Origin of the sequence: Sulfurospirillum sp. SCADC (assembly GCF_000743525.1) — a bacterium.
GTDB lineage: Bacteria > Campylobacterota > Campylobacteria > Campylobacterales > Sulfurospirillaceae > Sulfurospirillum.
In genome coordinates, this window is sequence record NZ_JQGK01000006.1 from 35,119 (window position 1) to 56,903 (window position 21,785).

The 21,785-nt window shown below is 43.6% G+C and carries 20 protein-coding genes; 14 read left to right on the plus strand and 6 right to left on the minus strand.

Annotated features, from left to right (window positions below; all coding sequences use genetic code 11):
• Positions 1-26: 26 nt before the first annotated feature.
• Positions 27-1,382: a hypothetical protein gene (locus tag JU57_RS05110; RefSeq protein WP_037957836.1), complete on the minus strand. Its 1,356-nt coding sequence runs from the start codon at positions 1,380-1,382 to the stop codon at positions 27-29.
• 174 nt (positions 1,383-1,556) lie between these two features.
• On the opposite strand from JU57_RS05110, the gene JU57_RS05115 reads away from it, so the two are divergent.
• The 4 genes from JU57_RS05115 (at position 1,557) to JU57_RS05130 (ending at position 4,764) form a co-directional block, all read left to right on the plus strand.
• Positions 1,557-2,867: a DUF234 domain-containing protein gene (locus JU57_RS05115; RefSeq protein ID WP_037957839.1), complete on the plus strand. Its 1,311-nt coding sequence runs from the start codon at positions 1,557-1,559 to the stop codon at positions 2,865-2,867.
• Between the two features lie 109 nt (positions 2,868-2,976).
• Positions 2,977-3,762: a threonine/serine exporter family protein gene (locus JU57_RS05120; RefSeq protein ID WP_037957840.1), complete on the plus strand. Its 786-nt coding sequence runs from the start codon at positions 2,977-2,979 to the stop codon at positions 3,760-3,762.
• 2 nt (positions 3,763-3,764) lie between these two features.
• On the plus strand, positions 3,765-4,229 hold the full coding sequence (locus tag JU57_RS05125) for a threonine/serine exporter family protein (RefSeq protein ID WP_037957843.1): 465 nt from the start codon (positions 3,765-3,767) through the stop codon (positions 4,227-4,229).
• A 76-nt stretch (positions 4,230-4,305) separates the two neighbouring features.
• On the plus strand, positions 4,306-4,764 hold the full coding sequence (locus JU57_RS05130; protein WP_037957844.1) for a bacteriohemerythrin: 459 nt from the start codon (positions 4,306-4,308) through the stop codon (positions 4,762-4,764).
• 64 nt (positions 4,765-4,828) lie between these two features.
• Here the strand turns inward: JU57_RS05130 and JU57_RS05135 are convergent, their stop codons facing one another.
• Both JU57_RS05135 and JU57_RS05140 read right to left on the minus strand, forming a co-directional pair.
• Positions 4,829-6,820: a heavy metal translocating P-type ATPase gene (locus tag JU57_RS05135; protein ID WP_037957845.1), complete on the minus strand. Its 1,992-nt coding sequence runs from the start codon at positions 6,818-6,820 to the stop codon at positions 4,829-4,831.
• Positions 6,807-7,184, minus strand: coding sequence for a metalloregulator ArsR/SmtB family transcription factor (locus JU57_RS05140; protein WP_037957846.1), 378 nt, complete (start codon positions 7,182-7,184; stop codon positions 6,807-6,809). The genes JU57_RS05135 and JU57_RS05140 overlap by 14 nt, the downstream gene beginning before the upstream one ends.
• A gap of 258 nt (positions 7,185-7,442) precedes the next feature.
• Here JU57_RS05140 and JU57_RS05145 point away from each other — a divergent pair, with 258 nt between their 5' ends.
• Positions 7,443-8,705 carry a serine hydroxymethyltransferase gene (locus JU57_RS05145; RefSeq protein ID WP_037958093.1) on the plus strand — a complete coding sequence of 421 codons (1,263 nt, stop codon included), beginning with the start codon at positions 7,443-7,445 and terminating at the stop codon, positions 8,703-8,705.
• Between the two features lie 165 nt (positions 8,706-8,870).
• Positions 8,871-10,142: a methylated-DNA--[protein]-cysteine S-methyltransferase gene (locus tag JU57_RS14040; RefSeq protein WP_294876021.1), complete on the plus strand. Its 1,272-nt coding sequence runs from the start codon at positions 8,871-8,873 to the stop codon at positions 10,140-10,142.
• Here JU57_RS14040 and JU57_RS05155 read toward each other — a convergent pair.
• A complete protein-coding gene (locus JU57_RS05155; RefSeq protein ID WP_051906621.1) occupies positions 10,125-11,939 on the minus strand; it encodes a methyl-accepting chemotaxis protein in 1,815 nt (604 codons plus the stop codon). The two genes, JU57_RS14040 and JU57_RS05155, sit on opposite strands and share 18 nt — an antisense overlap.
• A 154-nt stretch (positions 11,940-12,093) precedes the next feature.
• Here JU57_RS05155 and JU57_RS05160 point away from each other — a divergent pair, with 154 nt between their 5' ends.
• From JU57_RS05160 to JU57_RS05170, 3 genes are all read left to right on the plus strand, one after another.
• Positions 12,094-13,974 carry a methyl-accepting chemotaxis protein gene (locus tag JU57_RS05160; RefSeq protein ID WP_037957847.1) on the plus strand — a complete coding sequence of 627 codons (1,881 nt, stop codon included), beginning with the start codon at positions 12,094-12,096 and terminating at the stop codon, positions 13,972-13,974.
• A gap of 98 nt (positions 13,975-14,072) precedes the next feature.
• A complete protein-coding gene (gene thiE / locus JU57_RS05165; RefSeq protein ID WP_037957851.1) occupies positions 14,073-14,699 on the plus strand; it encodes a thiamine phosphate synthase in 627 nt (208 codons plus the stop codon).
• 27 nt (positions 14,700-14,726) lie between these two features.
• Complete coding sequence (locus tag JU57_RS05170) at positions 14,727-15,713, plus strand: acyltransferase family protein (RefSeq protein ID WP_037957853.1); 987 nt, start codon at positions 14,727-14,729, stop codon at positions 15,711-15,713.
• A gap of 163 nt (positions 15,714-15,876) precedes the next feature.
• Here the strand turns inward: JU57_RS05170 and JU57_RS05175 are convergent, their stop codons facing one another.
• Both JU57_RS05175 and JU57_RS05180 read right to left on the minus strand, forming a co-directional pair.
• Positions 15,877-16,389, minus strand: coding sequence for a ferritin family protein (locus tag JU57_RS05175; protein WP_037957855.1), 513 nt, complete (start codon positions 16,387-16,389; stop codon positions 15,877-15,879).
• Between the two features lie 88 nt (positions 16,390-16,477).
• Entirely contained in the window at positions 16,478-17,134 is a 657-nt protein-coding gene (locus JU57_RS05180) for a hemolysin III family protein (protein ID WP_294876028.1), read from the minus strand.
• Positions 17,135-17,214: 80 nt separating this feature from the next.
• Here JU57_RS05180 and JU57_RS05185 point away from each other — a divergent pair, with 80 nt between their 5' ends.
• The 5 genes from JU57_RS05185 to JU57_RS05205 all read left to right on the plus strand — a co-directional run bounded on the left by JU57_RS05185 (position 17,215) and on the right by JU57_RS05205 (position 21,758).
• Entirely contained in the window at positions 17,215-18,204 is a 990-nt protein-coding gene (locus tag JU57_RS05185; protein ID WP_037957857.1) for a hypothetical protein, read from the plus strand.
• A 54-nt stretch (positions 18,205-18,258) separates the two neighbouring features.
• On the plus strand, positions 18,259-18,885 hold the full coding sequence (locus tag JU57_RS05190) for a LysE family translocator (RefSeq protein ID WP_037957859.1): 627 nt from the start codon (positions 18,259-18,261) through the stop codon (positions 18,883-18,885).
• 172 nt (positions 18,886-19,057) lie between these two features.
• The gene (locus tag JU57_RS05195) at positions 19,058-19,801 is read left to right on the plus strand and encodes a (Fe-S)-binding protein (protein ID WP_037957860.1); all 744 of its coding nucleotides are present in this window, start codon (positions 19,058-19,060) and stop codon (positions 19,799-19,801) included.
• Positions 19,798-21,171, plus strand: a complete 1,374-nt coding sequence (locus JU57_RS05200; protein WP_037957861.1) for a lactate utilization protein B — start codon at positions 19,798-19,800, stop codon at positions 21,169-21,171. The genes JU57_RS05195 and JU57_RS05200 overlap by 4 nt, the downstream gene beginning before the upstream one ends.
• On the plus strand, positions 21,168-21,758 hold the full coding sequence (locus JU57_RS05205; protein WP_037957862.1) for an LUD domain-containing protein: 591 nt from the start codon (positions 21,168-21,170) through the stop codon (positions 21,756-21,758). Before JU57_RS05200 ends, JU57_RS05205 begins: the two co-directional genes overlap by 4 nt.
• Positions 21,759-21,785 lie beyond the last annotated feature (27 nt).

A 21,785-nucleotide genomic window follows, 5' to 3' on the forward strand; every position in this document is an offset into this window, starting at 1 on the left:
AACAAAAGTGTGACAAAAGTTTAATCTTAGCCATGCCACAGATAGGCGAAAAACAACCCTTCGATCAAAAAGAGACTGCAAAAGAGCAAGTTCCATTTGAGCGAGACTTCTAGCGGTGTTACATGTAAAAATTTGGCGGTCATCAGTGACATTCCTGCAAACGGTGAGATGATAAAGGAGATGGCAGATGATAAAATCAAAATGAGCGCGATGGAAACGGACGAGAGTGGCAGTGAAACGGCGAGTAAGATTTTGCCAAACATCACGGCAAGTACCAAGGGATGGATGCCACATACGGCGATAAAGATAAATAAAAGCGGAATGACAAGGAGGGAGAGGATGCCAAGGTGATTGACGCTTCCTTGCAAGAGTGGCTGAATATGACTCAAAACACCGCTGTGATCGACCGCGCCTGCAAACAAACCCACGGCGATAAAAAAGAGTGAAAAATCGGTCGCTTGCGTGATGCCATTTTCCCAATAGAGATTCAAAACGCTCTTAAGTTCCACATTTTTGAAAAATGAGACGATCCAGATGGTCGAGACAAGCAGCCCAGAAAGTAAAATTCTCCCCGTGGGTGAACCGATAGAAAGCGCCTCAAACAACGAGATCAACACCAAAAGAGCGATGACAACAAGGATAATATGCGCTGTTTGCTTTGGCGCATTTTTGACAATACTCGATGTCTCAAGCAGCGGTTCTGTAACGATGGATTTATTTAACCCTGAAAAATGCTCCAAGGCATACGAAGTCAGTAAGCCGATAACGCTTAAAAGAAGTCCAGGTAAAAAGAGCTGTGACCACGAAACATGCGTCACTTGCATCACCAATAGCATGATCACCGCACCGGGCGCCCAAAAAAGGACAAGCGCATAGCCTCGCATAATGGCAGTTGCAAAAAAACGCTGGTGCTCGGAGACATTGTTTTTAAGCGCTTTGTTAAAGAGCGAAACCATTACAGAAACCGTTCCAAAAAGCAAAAAGCTCGCGAAGAGGTTGGTGACAAGCATCGCAAAAAGGTAGAGCGAACTCTCTTTTTTAAAGAGCTTTTTGAGCCAATACTCGACAGTATCGCTGTAGCGACCAATCTCGATCGGAATGGAAAAAAGCTGCATTACTACGATGATGGCGATGATGTTGGTCATGGAAGTGAGCGACTGCATCCAAATCGGGAAGGGAAGTTTGTAGTAGAAAAGTATGAGTGAACCCATGAGAAAAAAGAACAGCGTGATGGTACGAAACCCGCTTTTTTGCCTAAAAAGACCCACCCCAAACAAAAGAGCTGTAAAAAACGTTAAAAGTTCCAAACTCACGGGCATAAAAAGGTGCGTTACATGTAAAAGTGTGATGACCAAAAGCGCCATTTTACAGAGGGTTTTCATCTAAATTCCAAAATTAAAGTGCGCTATTGTACCCAAAGGAAGGTTAGAAAATGTGACTAAGACAAGACTTTTATTGGGTATTGTACAAAAGAGTGATCTCATTGAGTCATTGTATTGACTTCGTAGATTGAATAAATTATAATAACTCAAATTATTACAACATAGGTTATTATAATGAAATTTTACAATCGAAGTGCAGAGCTGGCTCTTTTAAAAAAAGCGGATGCATTAAAAAATGAGCACTCTGTTATGACCATACTCATTGGCAGAAGGCGCATAGGTAAAACAACCTTAGCCCTTCAACCCTTTACCAAAGAGCCCAAACTTTACTTTTTTATCTCTAAAAAAGAAGAGTCTTTGCTGTGTGAAGAGTTTTTGGAAGAGATTAAAGATAAACTAGCCCTTCCTATCTTTGGAGAGATCAAAACATTTGAAAATCTTTTTGCGCTCTTAATGCAAGCGGCACAAAGTATCTCCTTCACGTTAGTCATTGATGAATTTCAAGAGTTTGAACGCATCAATGCTTCTATTTACTCTGTCATGCAACGCATTTGGGATACCCATAAAGCATCCACGAAAATGCACCTCATTTTGAGTGGTTCGATGTATTCATTAATGAAAAAAATATTTGAAAATGCGCATGAGCCTCTGTTTGGACGAGCCGATTTTAAATTACATCTGCAACCTTTTCATGTCTCAACACTTCAAGAGATTTTAAAAGACTATGATGCAAGTTCTGCTAAAAATCTCTTAGATTTTTTTATCTTAACAGGCGGTGTGGCTAAGTATATTGAGCTTTTCATCAATGTTAAAGCGTTCGATAGAATTTCGATGATCAATGAAATAGTCAATCCCAATGGTCTTTTTTTAGATGAGGGACGCAATCGGTTAATTGAAGAGTTTGGAAAAGAGTATGGTGTCTATTTTTCGATTCTCTCACTCATCGCTAATTCTAAAACATCCAAAAGTGAAATTGAAAGCATTTTGGAAAAAAACATTTCGGGTTATTTATACCGCTTGGAGAATGATTATAACATCATTAAAAGCATCAAGCCTATCAATGCAAAGCCCAATTCAAAAGTTCAAAAATATGAAATTGTCGATAATTTTCTCTATTTTTGGTTTCGTTTCATTTTTAAATATCAATCACTCATTGAAGCAGGAAGTTATGAAAAACTCAAAGAGATTATCCTAAGAGATTTTGATATGTTTAGCGGTAAATTTTTAGAAAAACTCTTTGTCGATCAATTTAGAGAGCAACAACAATTCGCCCATATTGGCTCTTACTGGGAGAGAGGCAATCAAAATGAAATAGACATCGTAGCGATTGATGAATTTGCCAAAACACTGATGATTTGCGAGGTTAAACTTGCCAAAAAACGTTTGGATCAGAGCGTGCTTGAGGCAAAGGCTAAAAAACTGTTAGTGGATTATCCCAATTATACTATGCAATGGAAACTTTTGAGTTTGGAAGATATTGTATAAAATGACGCATCGGTTCATGATTACATGTAAAGCTAAAACTAAAATGATGAAATAAAAGGCAATTGATTTCTTAAGTTTCAACCTATTTAGACTATGATTCTCACATAAAATGCAAAAAGGATTTCCCACGATTTCAAAGGAAGAACAGACCAGAATCACCACCGTTGTTGTGAGAGTCGCGGCGATGCTTTTGGAGTACGGCGCTGAGAGTCGTTTGATCGAGCAACTCTCGTCTCGTTTGGGCGTGGCACTTGGGTGTACGTCCATTGAGATTTCGCTGATTCCCTCTGCGATTGTTTTGACCACGCTCATTGGCGACTCTTCGGTTACGACCACGAGGCGCGCGCACGAACAGCCGATCAATATGTCCATCGTGCATCAAATCGTCACGATCTGCATTGCGGCGGAGAAAAATCCTCGCGACATTATGATGGTGGAAACCAAGCTTGCCAACATTCATTCAAATCCGTATCCTGCGTGGTTGATTGTTCCGATGATTGGGCTTTCGTGTGCGGCGTTTAGCCATTTACAAGGGGCGGATTGGGCAGGATTTTGCATCACTTTTTTGGCAGCTTCAGTGGGGATGATGGTACGTAGGGCACTCTCTTCTCGTAATTACTCTTTGCTGATTGTCTTTGCCTTTACCGCGTTTGTGTGTACGATGATCGCCAGCCTCTCTTTTTATCAAGGTCTCAGTGCCACAGGAAGTATCGTTCTCTCTTCGAGTGTTTTACTCCTTGTCCCGGGATTTCCCTACATCAACTCGATGCTCGATGCGTTCAAAGGCTACATTAGCATGGGCTGGGGACGTTGGACGCAAGCGACGCTTTTAACACTCATGTCTTCTCTTGGTATCATGCTCGCCATGGGGCTTTTGGACATCAAAGGATGGTAACGATGGAATGGGTCACTCTTTTATTGGACGCGATGTGGGCGGCGATTCCTGCTGTGGGTTTTGGGATGATTTTCAATGTTCCGCGCTCAGCTCTGCCGTTGTGTGCGGTGGGTGGCGCATTTACGTATGGGTTTAGAGAGGTGCTAATGCACCATCACCTCACCATCGAACTTTCAACGTTTATCGCCGCAACGGCAATCGGCATTATCGGTGTTTTTTGGTCACGCGCTTATGTGATGCCCAGACCCGTCTACACCGTTCCTTCCATCATTCCGATCATCCCTGGAACGTACGCGTATGAGATGATGATAAGCCTTGTTTCGATGAATACCGATGGCGTCACCGATGCCTTGCTCTCAAGTTTTATAGAGAATGGGCTGCATGCGGTCAGTATTTTATTTGCGATTGCCTTTGGCTTGGTGCTCCCTTCGATGTATTATACCAAGCGCCAAAAGCCTATTATTTAGGGGTTTTGGTGTTTACATGTAAAAGAATTTCCTCTTCGTTTTGAGTATTAGATGACAAAATTTTAAAGGAATGGCAATGTCGTATTGGAAATGGGAGCCAGCTTTTTCGGTGGGTATTGCAGTGATTGATGATCAGCATAAGCAAATGATTGCGTATATTAATGAGCTCGGTACGATTTCGATCTATCACGATAACGAAAAAGTGCGTACGGTGCTTTTGGCGTTGATGGATTATACGGTGTCCCATCTTGCCTTTGAAGAGCGTTTGATGGAAGAGGCAGGGTATCCTAAATTGGAAGCTCATAAGCAGATTCATCTCTCTTTTATTGAGCGCATTCATTTCTTTCAAGAACGCTATGAAAACGGTGAAGATATTTCAAAACAGCTGATGATGGATCTGCAAATGTGGCTTATCAATCACATACAACACGACGATACAGACTATAAAGAGGTTGTCCAAGCGATGCTTCACAAAAAAGAAGCTCAAATGAACGGCGGATGGCTCACAACCTTGATCGATAAATTTTTTAAATAACCACCATTTGAGTGTTTACATGTAAAGCAAAAACGCTCCTCATGTGAAGAGCGTTTTGCGTAGTTTATTTATGCGTTAAAACCCGTGTAGCGTTGAGTACAGCGATGAGCGCAACGCCCACATCGCCAAAGACCGCTTCCCACATCGTGGCAATTCCCATCGCCCCCATGATCAAAATAATCCCTTTAACACCCAGTGCAAAGATGATGTTTTGCCAGACGATGGCGTGGGTTTTACGGGCGATTTTAAGCGCGGTGGCGACTTTGCTGATCTCGTCGGTCATGATGACAATGTCGGCGGCTTCAATCGCCGCGTCTGAGCCCACGCCACCCATCGCAATGCCGATGTCTGCGCGTGCTAAAACAGGTGCGTCATTGATGCCATCTCCCACAAAAACGGTTTTGCCTTTGCCGCTTTTGCGTGCCATAATCGCTTCAAGCTTTTCGACTTTTTGGTGTGGCAAAAGCTCTGCTTCCACATGCGTAATGCCAAGCTCCTTAGCGACTTTATCGGCGGCAGCTTTATTGTCGCCTGTGAGCATCACGATGTTTTTAATGCCAAGTGCTTTGAGTCCTAAAATGGCTTGTTTGCTATCTGTTTTGGGTGTATCGGCGATGATGAGGTAGCCTGCTAAAACGCCCTCAACCACGACATAAACGACGGTGTCGGGGGTATCGATTGTTTCATGAATGATGGTGTGCTCAAGGAGGAGTTTATCGTTGCCTGCAAGAACGGTTTTGCCTTCTATGGTCGCTTTAACGCCGTAGCCTGCGAGTTCCTCATAGTTGCTCACCATCGCTTCCAAAGGCTCTGTGTACGCGCGTTTGATGGAAAGGGCGATGGGATGGCTTGAGTGCATCTCAGCCAGAGCCGCAAGCCGCAAGACATCCACTTCACTGTAACCGTGTAGTACGGTAATAGAGGTTACGCTAAAAATGCCTTTGGTTAGTGTGCCAGTTTTATCCAAAACAACGGTATCGACGCCATTGAGTGCTTCAAGGAAGTTGCCCCCTTTGACCAAAATACCGTTTTTAGATGCACCACCGATACCTCCAAAAAAGCTTAGCGGAATAGAAACCACCAGTGCGCACGGGCATGAGACAACAAGGAAAACTAAGGAGCGTCTAAACCAGTCACTGAGAAGCGCGTCTTGCATCAAAAGCGGCGGCACAAACGCGAGTAGGGCAGCTGAGATGACGACAAGTGGCGTATAGTATTTGGCAAACGTGGTGATAAATTGCTCTGTCTTGGCTTTTTTAGCGCCTGCATTTTGCACAAGGTCTAAGATCTTAGAAACCGTAGACTCTGAGAAAAGTTTGGTCGTCTCTACGATAATCACACCCGTTTTATTGATGGTTCCAGAGAGAATTTCACTGCCGACTGCGACTTCTTTGGGCAAAGATTCACCTGTGAGTGCCGAGGTGTCCAGCGTGGAGCGACCCTCTAAAATGACGCCATCGAGTGGGATTTTCTCTCCCGGTCTGACGATGATGCGACTGCCTAAAGCAACATCACTTGGGTTTACTTTGTGCTCGCCGGTTTCGCTTTGAAGGTTTGCAAAATCGGGTCTAATGTCCATCAGTTTGGTGATGGATTTGCGAGAGCGATCGACCGCTAAGTCTTGGAAAAACTCACCGATGCGGAAGAAAAGCATCACCGCAACGCCCTCAGGATACTCGCCGATGCTAAACGCTCCAACAGTAGCAAGCCCCATCAAAAAGTTTTCATCGAAAACATGCCCTTTAAAAAGGTTGGTGACCGCCATGTAGAGAATCTCGCCACCCACTAAGAAAAAGCTGATCAGATAGGTCCAAAACATCAAAGAATTGCTCTCATCCATCACAATAGCAGAGACGAAGAGCACCGCGCCGATGCAAAACGTGAAGAAATGCCACGATCTTAGCATCTCCATTAGACTCGAATCGCTTAATCCGTGTTGATGTGCATGCGCTTCATGCTCTTGATTGAAATCCTGCGGAACGGCAGGTTTACACCTTGAACAACAACTCTCCGCTGTTGTGGTGCATGTTTGGGGTGCGGTCTCATGAAATTGCATACTCAAATCCTCGTGGTTCTAAAATGTGTTCTAAGCTTTGGTTAAAAATGGTTTTGATATGTTCGTCATCGAGTGAATAAAAGACGACTTTGCCTTCTTTACGGTGCTTGACAAGTCTTGCTTGACGAAGGACACGCAGTTGGTGCGAGATGGAAGAGGGCGTCATGTGCAACAGTTCTGCGATGTCACACACGCACATCTCTGCTTCAAAAAGGGCTGAGATGATCTTCACGCGCGTCGTGTCACCAAAGACTTTAAAGAGCTCAGCTAGATCGTAAAGCTTCTCCTCTTGAGGCATCTTTTTTCTAACCATTTCGATGACATTTTCATGCACAATGTCGCAACTACAAAATTCATCGCTCATCGGTTCCTCCTCTTGAAATTATGTACAAATGCTCATATGAACAATTACTCATATATTAAAACAATTCAAATGAGAGAAAGCTTAAAATGATAGACAAACTCAAAAAGTTTTACATGTAAAGAAAAAAAGTCAAAAGATTTGCCCCTTTTGTAAGGATAATCCAAAAATTGCTCGGATAAAACTAAGTTGGCAATTTTTGGATTGAGTGAAAGAACATTTATGGCTAAACTGTCTTCCATCAACCCCAAAGGAGATCAGATGAGTTTTATCAACAATGATCGTTTAGCCACAGCCGATGATGCTGTTTTTAGGATTCTTAACAATGAGTTTGAGAGGCAAGCTACGCATCTTGAGATGATCGCGAGTGAGAATTTTACCTCGCGTGCGGTTATGGAAGCAACAGGAAGTATTTTTACCAATAAATATGCTGAGGGTTACCCACAAAAGCGCTACTACAACGGTTGTGAATGTGCGGATGCGGTCGAGCAACTTGCCATTGACAGACTCTGTGAGATTTTTGGATGTACCTATGCCAATGTACAACCGCACTCAGGTAGCCAAGCCAATGGTGCGGTGTATGCGGCACTTTTGAATGCAAACGATAAAATATTGGGTATGGATTTACAGCAAGGTGGTCACTTAACGCACGGTGCGAAAGTAAGTTTTTCAGGTAAAAATTATCAATCGTTTAGCTATGGTGTCGATGCGAATGGTTATATTGATTATGCCAAGGTTCTGGAGATTGCGAAGATTGTGAAGCCTAAGATGATCGTATGCGGTGCTTCGGCGTATGCGCGTGAGCTTGATTTTGCAGCATTTCGTGAGATTGCGGACGCGGTGGGTGCAATTTTAGTGGCTGACATCGCGCACATCGTAGGTCTGGTTGCCGCAGGTGAGCACAGGAGCCCTTTTCCGCATGCGCATGTCGTCACTTCGACAACCCATAAAACATTGCGCGGTCCAAGAGGCGGTGTGATTATGACCAATGATGAAGCGCTTGCGAAAAAGATCAACGCGGCTATTTTCCCCGGAATCCAAGGCGGTCCTCTGTTACATGTTATCGCGGCAAAAGCGGTGGCATTTGGTGAAGTGTTAAAGCCGCAGTGGAAAGAGTATGCCAAGCAGGTCAAACGCAATGCCAGCGTTTTGGGCGAGGTTATGCTTGAACGGGGTTTTGATTTGGTCAGTGGTGGAACCGATAACCACTTGATTTTGGTATCATTACTGAACAAAGATTTCTCAGGCGAAGAGGCGAGCACCGCCTTGGAAAATGCAGGTATAACGGTCAATAAAAACAGTGTCCCTAACGATACGCGAAGTGCGAAACTAACATCAGGTATCCGCATCGGATCTGCGGCATTAACGACACTGGGTATGAAAGAAAAAGAGTTTGAATTGATCGCGCACCGCATTTGCGATGTGTTGAAAAATATTCACGATTTAGCGTTACATGTAAAGATTAAAAAAGAGTTAGTGGCACTTTTGCAAAACTTCCACGTGTACGAAAGTGCGACGTATTAAATAGAGTTCTTGCAAAACTTATTTTGCAAGAAGGAAAAGCACCAAGGGTGCGTGGGCGTTCCGCCGAGGAAAACCCAGTGTTAACGTAGCCTTTAGAGCTTTGCTTTAAAGGCGTGTCAAGAGTTCTGTAAGAACTCTTATGACAAAATGACGAAGGAGGGCGCGATGAGAGAGATGGAAGCGTTGCATACTAACTATCAGCTGATTGAAAAAGCGATCAAATACATCGATGCGCATTTTAAAGAACAGCCCTCCATCGATGTGATTGCTAGCAGTATCGGCATGAGCAAATACCATTTTATCCGCGTGTTTAAAGAGTATGTGGGCGTGACACCCAAACAGTTTTTGCATTCGGTGACGCTCAATTACGCCAAAGAGCACATCAAAGAGTCCAAGTCTATTTTAGACAGCACACTAGACATTGGGCTCTCGAGTGTCAGCAGGCTGCACGAGCTTTTTGTCAATTTGATCGGCGTGACACCCAAAGAGTGGCGCGAAAAGGGCAGGGATGTCATCATCACGTATGGTTTTGGCATCACCCCTTTTGGTGAAGCACTGATCGCTTACACCGACAAGGGCATTTGTTATTTGGGGTTTATTGACCAGAACAAAGAGGCAATTTTTACACGGTTTCAAGAGCTTTGGGAAAATGCCAATTTGGTGCATGATGATCTTAAAGCGCAAACCTATTTAGAAAATATCTTCATCAACAATAAAAAATACAACCTCTTGGTCAAAGGAACGAACCTTCAGATCAATGTCTGGAAAGCGCTTCTCAATCTTCCCAACGGTGCTGTGACCACCTATCAAGACATTGCCAATTTCATCGATCAACCCAATGCGGTGCGAGCCGTTGCCAGTGCCATCGGGAAAAATCACATCGGCTATCTCATTCCCTGTCACCGCGTCATTGCCAAAAGTGGTGCGATGAGCGGGTACAGTTGGGGCATTGAGCGCAAAAAAATCCTCATCGCCTATGAATCAACTTATAAAAAGAGTCACCCAGACTTTAGGCTCGCAACGATCGAAGACATACCCAATATCTGCCAATTTCTGCATGCTATTTTTCCAAAGAGTGCGCAAAATAGGGCGAAAATTGTCTCTGAGATGATTCAAAATACCAATACCCATGCTCTCTTTCTTGCTATACATGAGGCAAAGATGGTAGGCGTGCTGCCCGTCCTCTACAACGTATCGGTTGTATCAGGGGAAAAGGTAGCGATGTTTGAAGCGGTGATCGTGGATGAAGTTGGCAGTGACCATGCTATTGAAAAGGAATTGCTTGAATATGCCATCGCTTCGTGCACGAAAAGGGGCTGCCAAAAACTAAGACTATGGGCAAAAGAGGCGTCAGATTATGAGCGTTTTAAAGAGCTTGGCTTTGAACAATCAGAGCGAAAACTCTTTACATGTAAAGTGTTACGCGACGAGTTTTAGCGACTCTTTTTTCTTTTCCACTGCGATGGTAGCGCTCTCTTGGTATAAAAATTTGGAGAGGAGTTTGGTGAGCGTATGGGAAATCTCAAAGAGCTCTTCAGCAACATTGGCGACCGCTTGTCCATTGCCACGGTTGGTCACACTGAGTGCTAAGGTCTCTTGCATTTGTGCGATAAGGGTATTGACATTGTGGGAAACGGCGTGTGAGAGGTTGACAGCTTGGTTGGCGACGCTGAGCGAATGAGTGATCTCCTCTTGCGTCTCGGTTGCAATTTTCCCAAGTGACGCCATGCGCACGCTGGTGTCTTCCATCAAACTTGCCACATGGTTAAGCCGTTTGGTGTTGCTGCCTACCCCTCCAATGATCTGCTTGGTGATCACATCGATGTTGCCTAAACTCTCTTGGGTACGTTCTGCGAGTTTTCGCACTTCATCTGCTACCACGGCGAAACCGCGTCCATGTTCCCCAGCACGTGCCGCTTCTATGGCAGCATTGAGGGCTAACAGATTGGTCTGTTCGGCGATCTCATCGATGAGGTTAAAGACATTTTTCATCTCATCGACCTGTTTGGTCAGTGCTACCATTTGTTGATTGACCGCATGTTGCTCTTTTTTACTCTCTTGCACATCGTTGTGCAATGCGTCAAGATCTTGCATAAAGTGTCCCATAACGCCCATATTTTGCTTGAGGACATCTCTGGTTTGCACACTCATCCCTTCGGATTCATTGAGCGTTTGTTTCAGCGAAGCGATAGGTTTTTGCATCGTCTCAATGTTGCTCTCTTGCGCATGAATCGTGCCTAATAAGGTTTGAGAGGTTGTTTGCAAGCTTTGTGCCGAGTGGTGCGCATCGTTTGAAATGGTGGCGATGCGTGAAATCGTCTGTGCCACGTTGGTAAAGACAGAGTCAATAGTCTGCGTGATGCCATCGAGCTCATCTTTGGTGTTTTCACTGACTCGTTTGAGTTTATGACGAAAATCGATATGGTGTGGGGCAAAAATGACTTTTTGCAAAAAGGCGTAAATCTGCACCGTTTCAAGCACCACCAAGCGAATCATCAACGATAAAAAGAGCAACGTCGCTATAAAAAGAAGCGAAGCGATAAAAAGGTAAAAAGTGTTGTTTTGGTTGGTTTGATGCAAGGAGGTAATCAAAAGATGGTTGTGCTCTAGTGTGTTTGCATCACGGGTGAGGTTGGTATTGAGATGGGTCAGATTGGTATTGACCTTTGCCATGGTTGCTTCCGTTTTTTGGTTGAATGCTAACGCCTCTTCAATGATTTTCCCTGTAATATCTTCGATCACCAATGCGATGTCACGCACGCCATCTTCACTGGGCTCACTGCGCATGCGCTCCGCCAAGATGGTAAATTGCCCAGCATACGGGGCGATAAACGGGTGTTTTCCTGCACTGCTGTTTTGCCATGCAATCAGCTCATCCAAAAGACGTTCAAGTTTTCGTTGTTGGGAAGGTTTGAAATTTAAGGTGGTGAGTTCGTTGCGAATGTTCCGCAAATTGGCAAGATCGTTGTACCATATGCCCACCTCTTTGGCTTGGTGCTCTAAGGCGCTAAACTCTGTGATGGTGCGAGCATTGGCATTAGAGGTCTCTTGAAGGTTGCTTTTGAGGATTTCGCTCTGTTCGATCTGCGCGTGAAAAAAGTCTTGATTTTGAAAATAACCAACACCATAAAGGATGCCCATAATCACAAAGGCAACAAACAGTGTCAAAAATCCTAGATAAAAACGATGCGCAATGCTCAGTTGTTTTAAAAGGGTACTTACAAATTGCGGCATAAAAAGCTCCACTATAAAAAATTTAATATGAAGTGTATGATAAGTTGATTGCAAAAGGATTACTAAAGTTTTGGATAAAAATTATGCACTATTGTAATGTTTTTGGAATATTTTTAAGCGTATACTGTCACACAGTTTTTGTCAAGGGGGAACTATGTCATTTAAAGGGAAAATCATCGGAGCACTCTGCGTTTTGATGTTTTTAAGTCTCAGTATTTTTAGCTTTATCAGCTATTTCGATACAAAAAAGAACAGTGTGATTCAAACGGAAAACAGTCTGAAAATGGCATCACGCGCGCTGAGCGATTATATTGATGTTTGGCTTGCTGGTAAAAAAAGTGGCATGGAAAGCAGTGCGAGGTATCTTACCAACATTCAGTCCATGGAAAAATCAGAGATTATCGCTATTTTGCAAGAGACAACTAAAACTTTGGGTGGTTTTGATACCACTGTGGGGTTGGAAGATGGCAGTGCGATGACAGGCACAGGAACGCCGTTATCGGCTGGGTACGATCCTCGTGTGAGAGGTTGGTATAAAAGTATCAAAGAATCAAAAAAAGTCAGTGTTACCGATGCTTACATCGATGCAACAACCAACAAATTGATCGTTTCCATTATGGCTCCGATCATGAAAGAGGGCAAATATGTGGGTGGTGTGATTTTAGATATAGCACTTGACACCCTGACCAAAGCGACTGCGGATGTTAATTTTAATGGCGGTTATGGGATGCTGTTTGATACCGCAGGCATTGTGATCGCGCACCCTAATAAAGAGATGTACGGAAAAGAGCTTTCCCAATTCTTGCCCGAATTGACCCAACAGATCAAAGGTAAAAGCGATGGTTTGGTCGAGTATCAGTTCAACAATGAGAGCAAAATCTTTGCGTTTAAAGTTTCCAAAGAAGCAGGCTGGACACTAGGGATCACCTTCGATAAAGAGGTTGCGTACAGCTTTTTAAAGACCCAAATGCGTGAGCTGTTTATCGCAGGTATTCTGATGCTTCTTCTTTCCATTGGTATTATGATTGTTCTCATCAAAGCCTTATTAAAACCACTGGATAATCTTAACCGTGTTGTCAAAGAGCTCTCTAGCAACGAAGGTGATCTAAGACACCGTTTGGAAACAACCTCCAACGATGAGTTTGCACAAGTCTCAGGCAATATCAACAAATTTATCGAAAAATTGCATGAGATTGTTAAAAATTCCAAAATCATCAGTACTGAAAATGCGTCCATCTCCGAAGAGCTTTCACGTACCGCTTCTGAGGTTGTCCGCAATGTGGAGAGTGAATCTCGCATCATGGATACGACCAAAGATGAGGGCATTGCGTTGGTCAAAAGTCTTGAAACCTCGGTGGTGAAAGCCAAAGGTTCCCAAGAAGCCCTGAGTCAAACACAACATGACATCGTTGAGGTCAAAAGCAAAGTTGAACAACTTGAGTCCACGATGCAAGCAGCTGCGATTAAAGAGCAGGGTTTAGCAGAACGACTTGATAACGTCAGCCACAATGCCAATGAAGTTAAAGATGTACTAGGAGTTATTCGTGATATTGCCGATCAAACGAACCTTTTAGCGTTGAATGCCGCCATTGAAGCAGCGCGTGCAGGAGAGCACGGACGTGGATTTGCGGTAGTTGCCGATGAAGTACGAAAATTGGCTGAACGTACCCAAAAAGGGTTGGTAGAGATCGATGCAACGATCAATGTCGTTGTCCAGTCCATCATGGATGCCAATACTGACATTGCTCAAAATGTTCAAGAGGTGCAAGCGTTAGCCTCCATTACCTCGGATCTTCAAAATAGCATGAATAATGTTGCTAATATTATTCAAAAAACCATTGATCAGAGCCATTACAATGTTGATAACTTTATCGATACTTCGACGAAAATCAAAAAGATTGTGGATGCGATTGAGCAAATTCATGGCATTTCCAAAGAGAATGTGGGAAGCATCGACAATGTTTCACAAGCGAGTGAGCATTTACATGTCATGACCGAAAACCTCAACAATGAACTGGGAAAATTTAAGTCCTAACCGCACTTTTTACTCAAAATTGCCTACGCTTCGTTATATTGCGTAGGCAATTTAAGCTTTGAGTCTGTACAATCTTTGTAAAAAAACAGAGAGCATTTATGTTAAACAAAGAACTCCTCAAAGGACTTTATGTCCTCACCGATGCAACCCTAACCCCAACGGAAACAATACTTGAACAGGTAGAACGCGTTTTAAAAAGCGGCGTTACGATCATCCAATACCGCGACAAATACGCTAGTGATGAAGAGGCTGAAAAACAGTGCATCAGGCTTCAAGCGTTGTGTGACTATTACGAGGCAGTGTTCATCATTGATGATCGCTTGGAAATTGCGTATCGCATCCATGCCGATGGTTTACATGTAGGCGAAGATGATGTAAGTTACGAAGAGGCTCGCGCCCTGCTAGGAGATGATAAAATCATCGGCGTTTCCTGTTATGGCGACATCGAACGCGCAAAAAAATACGCCAATCTAGGAGCCGACTATGTCGCATTTGGCTCATTTTTCCCATCCCCAACCAAACCCCATGCCAAAATCGTAGACCCTGAATTGCTGAAAACAGCCAAAGCGCAACTGAATGTGCCTATTTGTGCCATTGGAGGCATTACTCAGGAGAATATTGAGCTTCTTTCACGCTATGATATTGCGATGTATTCGCTCGTTAGTGCGGTGTATAAAGACGATAAGATCGAGGAAAATTTAGAAAGATTACAGGCTAAAATTTAGAAAAATTATACGTTATTAGGAGCGGGTATGGTTTTAGAAAAGTTTGATGTCTCCATCACCAATGCGAGTAAAGGAATGGCACTGATGCTGATTTTGTGGCATCATCTTTTCTATGAAAAGCCTGAAATGGGCTTGATCGTCTTTCAAACAGCACTTTTGGCGAAAGTCTGTGTGGGCATTTATGTGGTGCTCAGTGGGTATGGTTTGGCGGAATCTGTGAAGAAAAAAGGGTTGGAACTGGGCGTTTTTTACAAGCGACGTTTGCTAAAACTGTACATGAATTACTGGCTGATCGCGCTTATTTTTGTGCCGATTGGTGTCTGGTTTATGGAAAGGTCGCTTTCAAGCGTTTACGGCGAGCATGTTTTTCAAGGCTTTATGCTTCAAATGCTAGGTATCCATATGTTCACGTGGGTTGGTTATGGTTACAATGCAACATGGTGGTTTATGAGCCTGATCATCGTGCTATACGCTATTTTCCCCTTGGTGAATGTCTTAACGAAAAAATACCACCTCTGGTTTTTAGCCTTTTGTGCATGGCTTCTCTTTTTCCCCATTCCCTTGGTCAATGACTGGATATTCCCTTTTGCGGTGGGCGTGTACCTTTCGCAAAAAGATGGGTTTGTCAAACTGCTCATTTGGCTCGATAAACAAGGTAAAGCACGCTTTATCACGCTTGCGATTTTAACCGTGTGCGTGGCGTGGTATAGACAAAATGGCTGGCTTTTTGACAGTGTCCGTGCCGATACATTTTTTGCGATTTTACTGATCCTTTGGACAACGGAACTGGTTGTTTTTTCACCCTTGGCAAAAAAAGCGTTTGAGTTTGTGGGCGTACATTCGTTTAATATTTTCTTATTTCACACGTTCATTTACTACTACTATTTTCCTGATTTTATCTACAGTTTTCACTATCCCGTAATGATCTTTGCAGTACTTTTGGGGGTTTGTTTGGTGATCTCCGTAGGAATCGAGAGCTTTAAGAAGAAAATTGGATTTGATAAATTGATTTAAAAATAGCTTCCAAACCCACTTGTTTTACGGGTTTGGAAACTTTACATGTAAATAGATTTCTTGCAAAATTGCAAGAAATCTTCTGCCTCGAAGAGGCAAGCTTTAGCGCCATAGCGGCGTAGCGTAGGTTATTAGGCTTTGCCTAACAACCGTGATAAAATGGTTAAATCAGTGCTGATTTTTGCACAAATTTTTCACTTAAGTGGTTAAACTCGGCACTCTCCACCCATGTTTCGGGAGCACTCACATACTCGACGATGTTTTCTAAAAGCACATAATGGGCATGTTCCTCTTCGGCAATGCGTAAAAAGGCATTTCTTTGTTCACCCTCTTCAAGCATCAACGCTTTTTCGGTGTAAAATTTGTAACTGCTCTCTTCAGAGCGTAAGGCATTTTTGTAGAGGTTGATGTGATCTTCGGTAAAACAGGGCACGTGATTTGATTTTTGCATCTTCTCAAAGATGTTTTTGGTGTGTTTGAACAGATCGACACTGGGAACAGTTGGAATGGCTCTGTTTTGGTTCATCTTCTCAAAAATATGGTAGTGTTTGACCTCTTCTTCGGCAAGCATCGTCCATATAGACTTTAAGCCTGCATCATCGGTTTTTGTTGCAAGCTCTCTGTAGTAGAGCTCCCCATCTTTTTCCGCTTTCATCGCGTATTCATAAACGTTCATCGTACACCCCTTTTGTGATAGTTTGATAAAGTAAATCTATATCCATTTTATAAGAAATCTATGATAAAAGTCTGATAAAGAATCAATCTTAATTCATTATCAGCAATAAAACCATAAAAAAGTGAAATGTAGAACCTCCTAAGACGAAAAAATGCCAGATAGCGTGGTTGAGATAGAGTTTTCTCCAGACGTAAAAGATAACACCAACCGTATACGTGACGCCTCCGGCTATTAGAAGTGAAAGGGTCAGGGTGTCCAGATTGGTGAGGAGTGTTTTAAACACACCAACCACCATCCATCCCATTAAGATATAAAGAATAACCGCAGGGCGATGAAAGCGATGGGGGAAAAAAAGATTGAGACTAACCCCAACGGCTGCAATCGCCCACGCAATGCCAAAAAGTACCCATCCCGTAACCCCTTGGATGCCGAGCAAACTAATCGGCGTATAGGTTCCTGCAATGAGAATGTAAATGGCACAATGGTCAATGAGCTGCAAAATAGATTTTGTTTTTGGGGCGCATATGGCGTGATAAAGGGTAGAGGCTCCGTACATAACGATCAAAGAGAGTCCAAAAACGACAGCACTCGCGATCTTTGCGCCATCACCACTTTGTCCTGCAAAAACGCACAAAATACTCAGCGCACTCACACTGAGCAATAACCCAAGTCCATGAATGCTACTATGCCAAATCTCTTCCATTAAAGAGTAGTCGTGTGATGTTGCGATGGTATCTCCTTTCAAAGAATTTCGTAAGAGAGTGTCTTTATTATACTGCGATTTTGCCGATTTAGTTCACATCAGCTATTTGGGGGCAAAAAGCTATGATTATCGAATCATCATCACTGACATTACAGTCAAATCATGAGGCGCTGGAAAACAGTACAGCGTATAGGCGCACAACCGATACAGATGTGCAAACACTCACACGCATCCGCGAAGCAGAAACGTTACAGCTTCAAGCAACAGGAAATGTCACGACACAATCAGGCGATGTCTTGGATATTAGCTTGCAGAGTACGTTGGAGCGCTATGATCGTTATGAGACCTTTACCTCTCAGTCCATTGCTTCTTTGATGGACCCTTTGGTGATTAATCTGAGTGGCGGACTCGCCGATGTTGACGCATTAAACACCTTTTTGTTTGATCTAAACAGTGATGGCTCAGCCGATGAGATGTCACTCTTGGGACACAATAACGGATTTTTAACCTATGATAAAAACGAAAATGGTATCATTGATGATGGCAGCGAACTCTTTGGTACCCAAAGTGGCGATGGATTTGCTGATCTAGCACAGTACGATGATGATGGCAATGGGTGGATCGATGAGAACGATAGCATCTTCCCTATGCTAAAAATTTGGCAAAAAAGTGCTTTGGAAGATAGCCTGATCTCTCTAAGTCAAGCCCAAGTGGGAGCGCTTTTATTGGAGAGTGCGGACTCTTCATTTACCTACAAAAAGGGTGCCGATACCAATGCCCAGCTTCAAGAAAGCAGCGTTGTTCTTTTTGAAAATGGCAAAGTAGGGTGGGTGTCGCATGTCGATTTTGCGATCACTTCGACGCAAGAGCAGAGCGGTCAAACAAGCACGCCAAGCCTTACTGCCAGTACGAGCAGTGTTTTAAGTGCGTCACTTGGGAAACTTAAACAATCCTCCTCTTCGGATCTTGGGGAAAATCTACTCTCTTCGCTTAAAAATAGACTCAAAGTTTTACATGCTAAACTTGCGAAGACGCATGATGAAAGTGAAAAAAGTGGCATTATCATGCAAATCCTCAAAATCTCCATGCAAATTGCGCAACTGGGTGGTTAACCTAAAGCTTTAGGCGGTACAATTTTACATCTTTACATGTAAAAGGAGATTACGATGCTTGAGCTTCAAACCATTGTGATGTTTGTGACCGCTTCAACCTTGTTAGCCCTTGCTCCAGGACCTGACATCCTCTTTGTTTTAACCCAATCTATGAGCAAGGGAAGTCGTTCTGGCATTGTCATAGCCCTAGGTCTTTGCAGCGGGCTCATCTTTCACACAACCGCCGTTGCTTTGGGTGTTGCGGTGATTTTTCAAACCTCGGCTTTAGCCTTTACCCTTCTCAAATTCGTGGGAGCTGCGTATCTTTTGTACCTCGCATTTATGGCATTTAAAGATGCCAGTAAGAGTAAACTCGAATCGTCTAAAAGCCGCCTCAGTCTCGTTTCACTTTACAAACGTGGCATTTTGATGAACATCACCAACCCAAAAGTTTCCATCTTTTTTCTAGCGTTTTTACCGCAATTCACCAACCCTGAAGTGGGCAATGTTACTGGGCAAATTTTTACGTTGGGCGCTTTGTTTATGCTCAGTGCCTTTGTGGTTTTCACCTTGGTCTCCTTGCTTGCAGGTCGTGTGGGTGCATGGTTTTCCAAAACCAAAAACGGTGAGAAAATTCTCAACCGCGTTGCTGGAACCATCTTTGCAGCATTGGCTGTTAAATTAGCCTTTACATCCAAATAGGGCTTACACGATGAAAAAAAGTCAACTCTTAGCCGTCATTCTTGCGCTCTTTGCAGGAGTGTTACTTATTGAAATCATTTTACAAAATATAGTAGGCTCGTAAAAAATATCATACGTTTGTGTGACATAGTTGTTACGATATAATGAAAAAATTAGAATTAATGGAGTAGAGATGAAAATAGGTCTTTTTATCCCCTGTTTTATGAACGAGTTATACCCTGAAGCCTCCATGGCAACACTCAAGGTGCTGGAAAATTTGGGGTTAGATGTGGAGTATCCGCTGGAACAAACCTGTTGTGGACAAGCCCAAGCCAACACAGGTTGCACGAAAGAGACCGCGGTTTTAGCCGAACGTTTTTTAAAAATCTTCAAAGATTACGACTACATCGTAGCACCCAGTGGAAGCTGTGTGAGCATGGTGCGTCATAACTATGCCCAGTTTTTAGAGGGACGTGATGGGTTTGAGCGCATGCGTTCACACACCTTTGAACTCATCGAATTTTTACACGATGTGATCAAGCCAACTTCGATGAATGCTTCGTTTCCTCACAAAGTCGGCATTCACAACAGTTGCCATGCGCACAGAGAGCTTGGCATGGCGAGCATGAGTGAGAAAAATGTACCTGAGTTTTCCAAAATCAAAAATTTACTCGACAAAGTGGAAGGCATCAGCTACTCTGAGCTCACGCGTAAAGATGAATGCTGTGGCTTTGGCGGTACGTTTTCCGTGAGTGAAGAAGCGATGAGTGTGGCGATGGGGCGAGCGCGTTTGCAAGACCATTTGGATGCTGGCAGTGAGTACATCACGGGGGTGGATATGTCGTGTTTGATGCACATGCAAGGCGTGATTGATCGCGAAAAAATGCCGCTTAAAACGATCTATATCGCTCAAATTTTAGCAGGAGATCTCCAATGAGTCACAATCACTCTGAACTGGCCGATAAATTTGCGAGCAACGTTGAGCGTATGAAATGGCACGACAAAGCATTGTGGTTTGTTCGTGTCAAACGCGACAATCAAGCCAAAAGCTTGGACGAGTGGGAAGAGCTACGCAATACCGCCGATAAAATCAAATCACATACACTGGCGCATTTAGATGAGTATCTTGAACAGTTTGAAAAAAATGCCTTAGCACGGGGTATTCGCGTGCATTGGGCGAAAGATGCGAAAGAGCACAACGAGATCGTTTTAGATTTATTGCGTTCTCACAACGCTAAGATGATCGTCAAAAGCAAATCCATGCTCACCGAAGAGTGCCATCTGAATCCTTACTTGGAAGAGCACGGCATCGAAGTGGTCGACACCGATTTGGGTGAGCGCATCGTACAACTACGCAATGAGCCACCTTCGCACATCGTTCTTCCAGCGATTCACCTCAAAAAAGAGGACGTTGGAACGACGTTTGAAAAATTTTTAAACACCCAAAAAGGCAATTCCGATCCGACCTATTTGACCCGTGCGGCGCGTGCGCATTTGCGTGAAAAATTTGTGGGTGCCGATGCGGCAATGACAGGTGTCAACTTTGCCATCGCCGAAACGGGTGGCATCGTGGTCTGTACCAATGAGGGCAATGCCGACTTGGGTGCAAGTTTACCGAAGCTTCATATCGCGTGTATGGGCATTGAGAAGATCATTCCTCGCCTGAAAGATCTCAGCATCTTTACGCGCCTTTTAGCCAGAAGTGCCACGGGTCAGCCTGTCACAACCTACACATCGCACTATCATGGCGCCGTGGAAGGTGGTGAAATGCACGTGGTCATCGTGGACAATGGAAGAACTAAAATCCTCGCCGATAAACGTTACGTCAAATCGCTTCAGTGCATTCGCTGTGGTGCGTGTTTGAACACATGCCCGATATACCGTAGAAGCGGTGGATACAGTTATGGTTACGTCATTCCAGGACCGATTGGTTCAACGTTGGCTCCAAGTCGTGATCTTAAAAAATACTACAGCTTGCCGTTTGCCTGCTCTCTGTGTTTTTCATGCTCCAACGTCTGTCCTGTCAAAGTGGATTTGGCTGATCAGCTCTATTTAAAACGCCAAGATGTGGTCGATGCGGGCTATCTAAGTCCTGTCAAACACAATGCTTTGAAGATGGCGACATGGCTGATGTGCCGTCCAAAACTGATGGACTTTGCAGGCTTTATGGCGCGTAAAATGGTACCACTTTTGCCGCGCGCACTGGTTTATTCAAAATTCAACCTCTGGGGCAAAAATAGAGAGTTGCCGCCATTTCCCAAAAACAGTTTTAAAGAACTTTACAAAGTGAAAAAGGGTATCAAATGAGTTCACGCGAAGCCATTTTAAATGCAATCAAAGAGGCAAAACCTCAAAATAGCGAAAGTGCCCTTCCTGAGGTCAACATTCTTCATACGACGTATGATGATTTGGATGCAAAATTTGCAACAACCCTTGCAGGCGTGGGTGGAAATGCCGTTCATTTGGACTCTTTGAGCGTGGTTGATAGCTACATTAAAGAGCATTACAAAGAAGCAATGGTCATTGTCTCAACCGTGGAAGGTTTGTCAACAAACACGAAAGAGCTAGGTGCAACGGATGATCCGCATACGCTTAAAGATGTCGATTTGGCGATCATCAAAGGTGAATTTGCCGTGGCTGAAAATGGTGCTGTGTGGATCAAAGAAGCCGATGCAAGGCACCGCGCTCTTTATTTTATTACTCAAAAATTGATGATCATCGTCCCCAAAGGTGAGATCGTTCACAGCATGCACGAAGCGTATACAAGAGTGAATTTTGGCGATAAAGATGTCTTTGGGCTTTTCATCAGCGGACCTTCCAAAACCGCTGACATCGAACAATCCCTCGTCATCGGAGCGCATGGCGCTACTGAGGCGTGTGTGGTGTTTATTTAAATATATTGCCTCGTAAATATTATTTAC

Coding starts and splice junctions, on each gene's coding strand:
- JU57_RS05185 (WP_037957857.1), top strand. CDS start 17,215: ATGATTATCGAATCATCATCACTGACATTACAGTCAAATCATGAGGCG.
- JU57_RS05145 (WP_037958093.1), top strand. CDS start 7,443: ATGAGTTTTATCAACAATGATCGTTTAGCCACAGCCGATGATGCTGTT.
- JU57_RS05190 (WP_037957859.1), top strand. CDS start 18,259: ATGCTTGAGCTTCAAACCATTGTGATGTTTGTGACCGCTTCAACCTTG.
- JU57_RS05200 (WP_037957861.1), top strand. CDS start 19,798: ATGAGTCACAATCACTCTGAACTGGCCGATAAATTTGCGAGCAACGTT.
- JU57_RS05130 (WP_037957844.1), top strand. CDS start 4,306: ATGTCGTATTGGAAATGGGAGCCAGCTTTTTCGGTGGGTATTGCAGTG.
- JU57_RS05170 (WP_037957853.1), top strand. CDS start 14,727: ATGGTTTTAGAAAAGTTTGATGTCTCCATCACCAATGCGAGTAAAGGA.
- JU57_RS05195 (WP_037957860.1), top strand. CDS start 19,058: ATGAAAATAGGTCTTTTTATCCCCTGTTTTATGAACGAGTTATACCCT.
- JU57_RS05110 (WP_037957836.1), bottom strand. CDS start 1,382: ATGAAAACCCTCTGTAAAATGGCGCTTTTGGTCATCACACTTTTACAT.
- JU57_RS05175 (WP_037957855.1), bottom strand. CDS start 16,389: ATGAACGTTTATGAATACGCGATGAAAGCGGAAAAAGATGGGGAGCTC.
- JU57_RS05125 (WP_037957843.1), top strand. CDS start 3,765: ATGGAATGGGTCACTCTTTTATTGGACGCGATGTGGGCGGCGATTCCT.
- JU57_RS05205 (WP_037957862.1), top strand. CDS start 21,168: ATGAGTTCACGCGAAGCCATTTTAAATGCAATCAAAGAGGCAAAACCT.
- JU57_RS05140 (WP_037957846.1), bottom strand. CDS start 7,184: ATGAGCGATGAATTTTGTAGTTGCGACATTGTGCATGAAAATGTCATC.
- JU57_RS14040 (WP_294876021.1), top strand. CDS start 8,871: ATGAGAGAGATGGAAGCGTTGCATACTAACTATCAGCTGATTGAAAAA.
- JU57_RS05120 (WP_037957840.1), top strand. CDS start 2,977: ATGCAAAAAGGATTTCCCACGATTTCAAAGGAAGAACAGACCAGAATC.
- JU57_RS05160 (WP_037957847.1), top strand. CDS start 12,094: ATGTCATTTAAAGGGAAAATCATCGGAGCACTCTGCGTTTTGATGTTT.
- thiE (WP_037957851.1), top strand. CDS start 14,073: ATGTTAAACAAAGAACTCCTCAAAGGACTTTATGTCCTCACCGATGCA.
- JU57_RS05135 (WP_037957845.1), bottom strand. CDS start 6,820: ATGCAATTTCATGAGACCGCACCCCAAACATGCACCACAACAGCGGAG.
- JU57_RS05155 (WP_051906621.1), bottom strand. CDS start 11,939: ATGCCGCAATTTGTAAGTACCCTTTTAAAACAACTGAGCATTGCGCAT.
- JU57_RS05115 (WP_037957839.1), top strand. CDS start 1,557: ATGAAATTTTACAATCGAAGTGCAGAGCTGGCTCTTTTAAAAAAAGCG.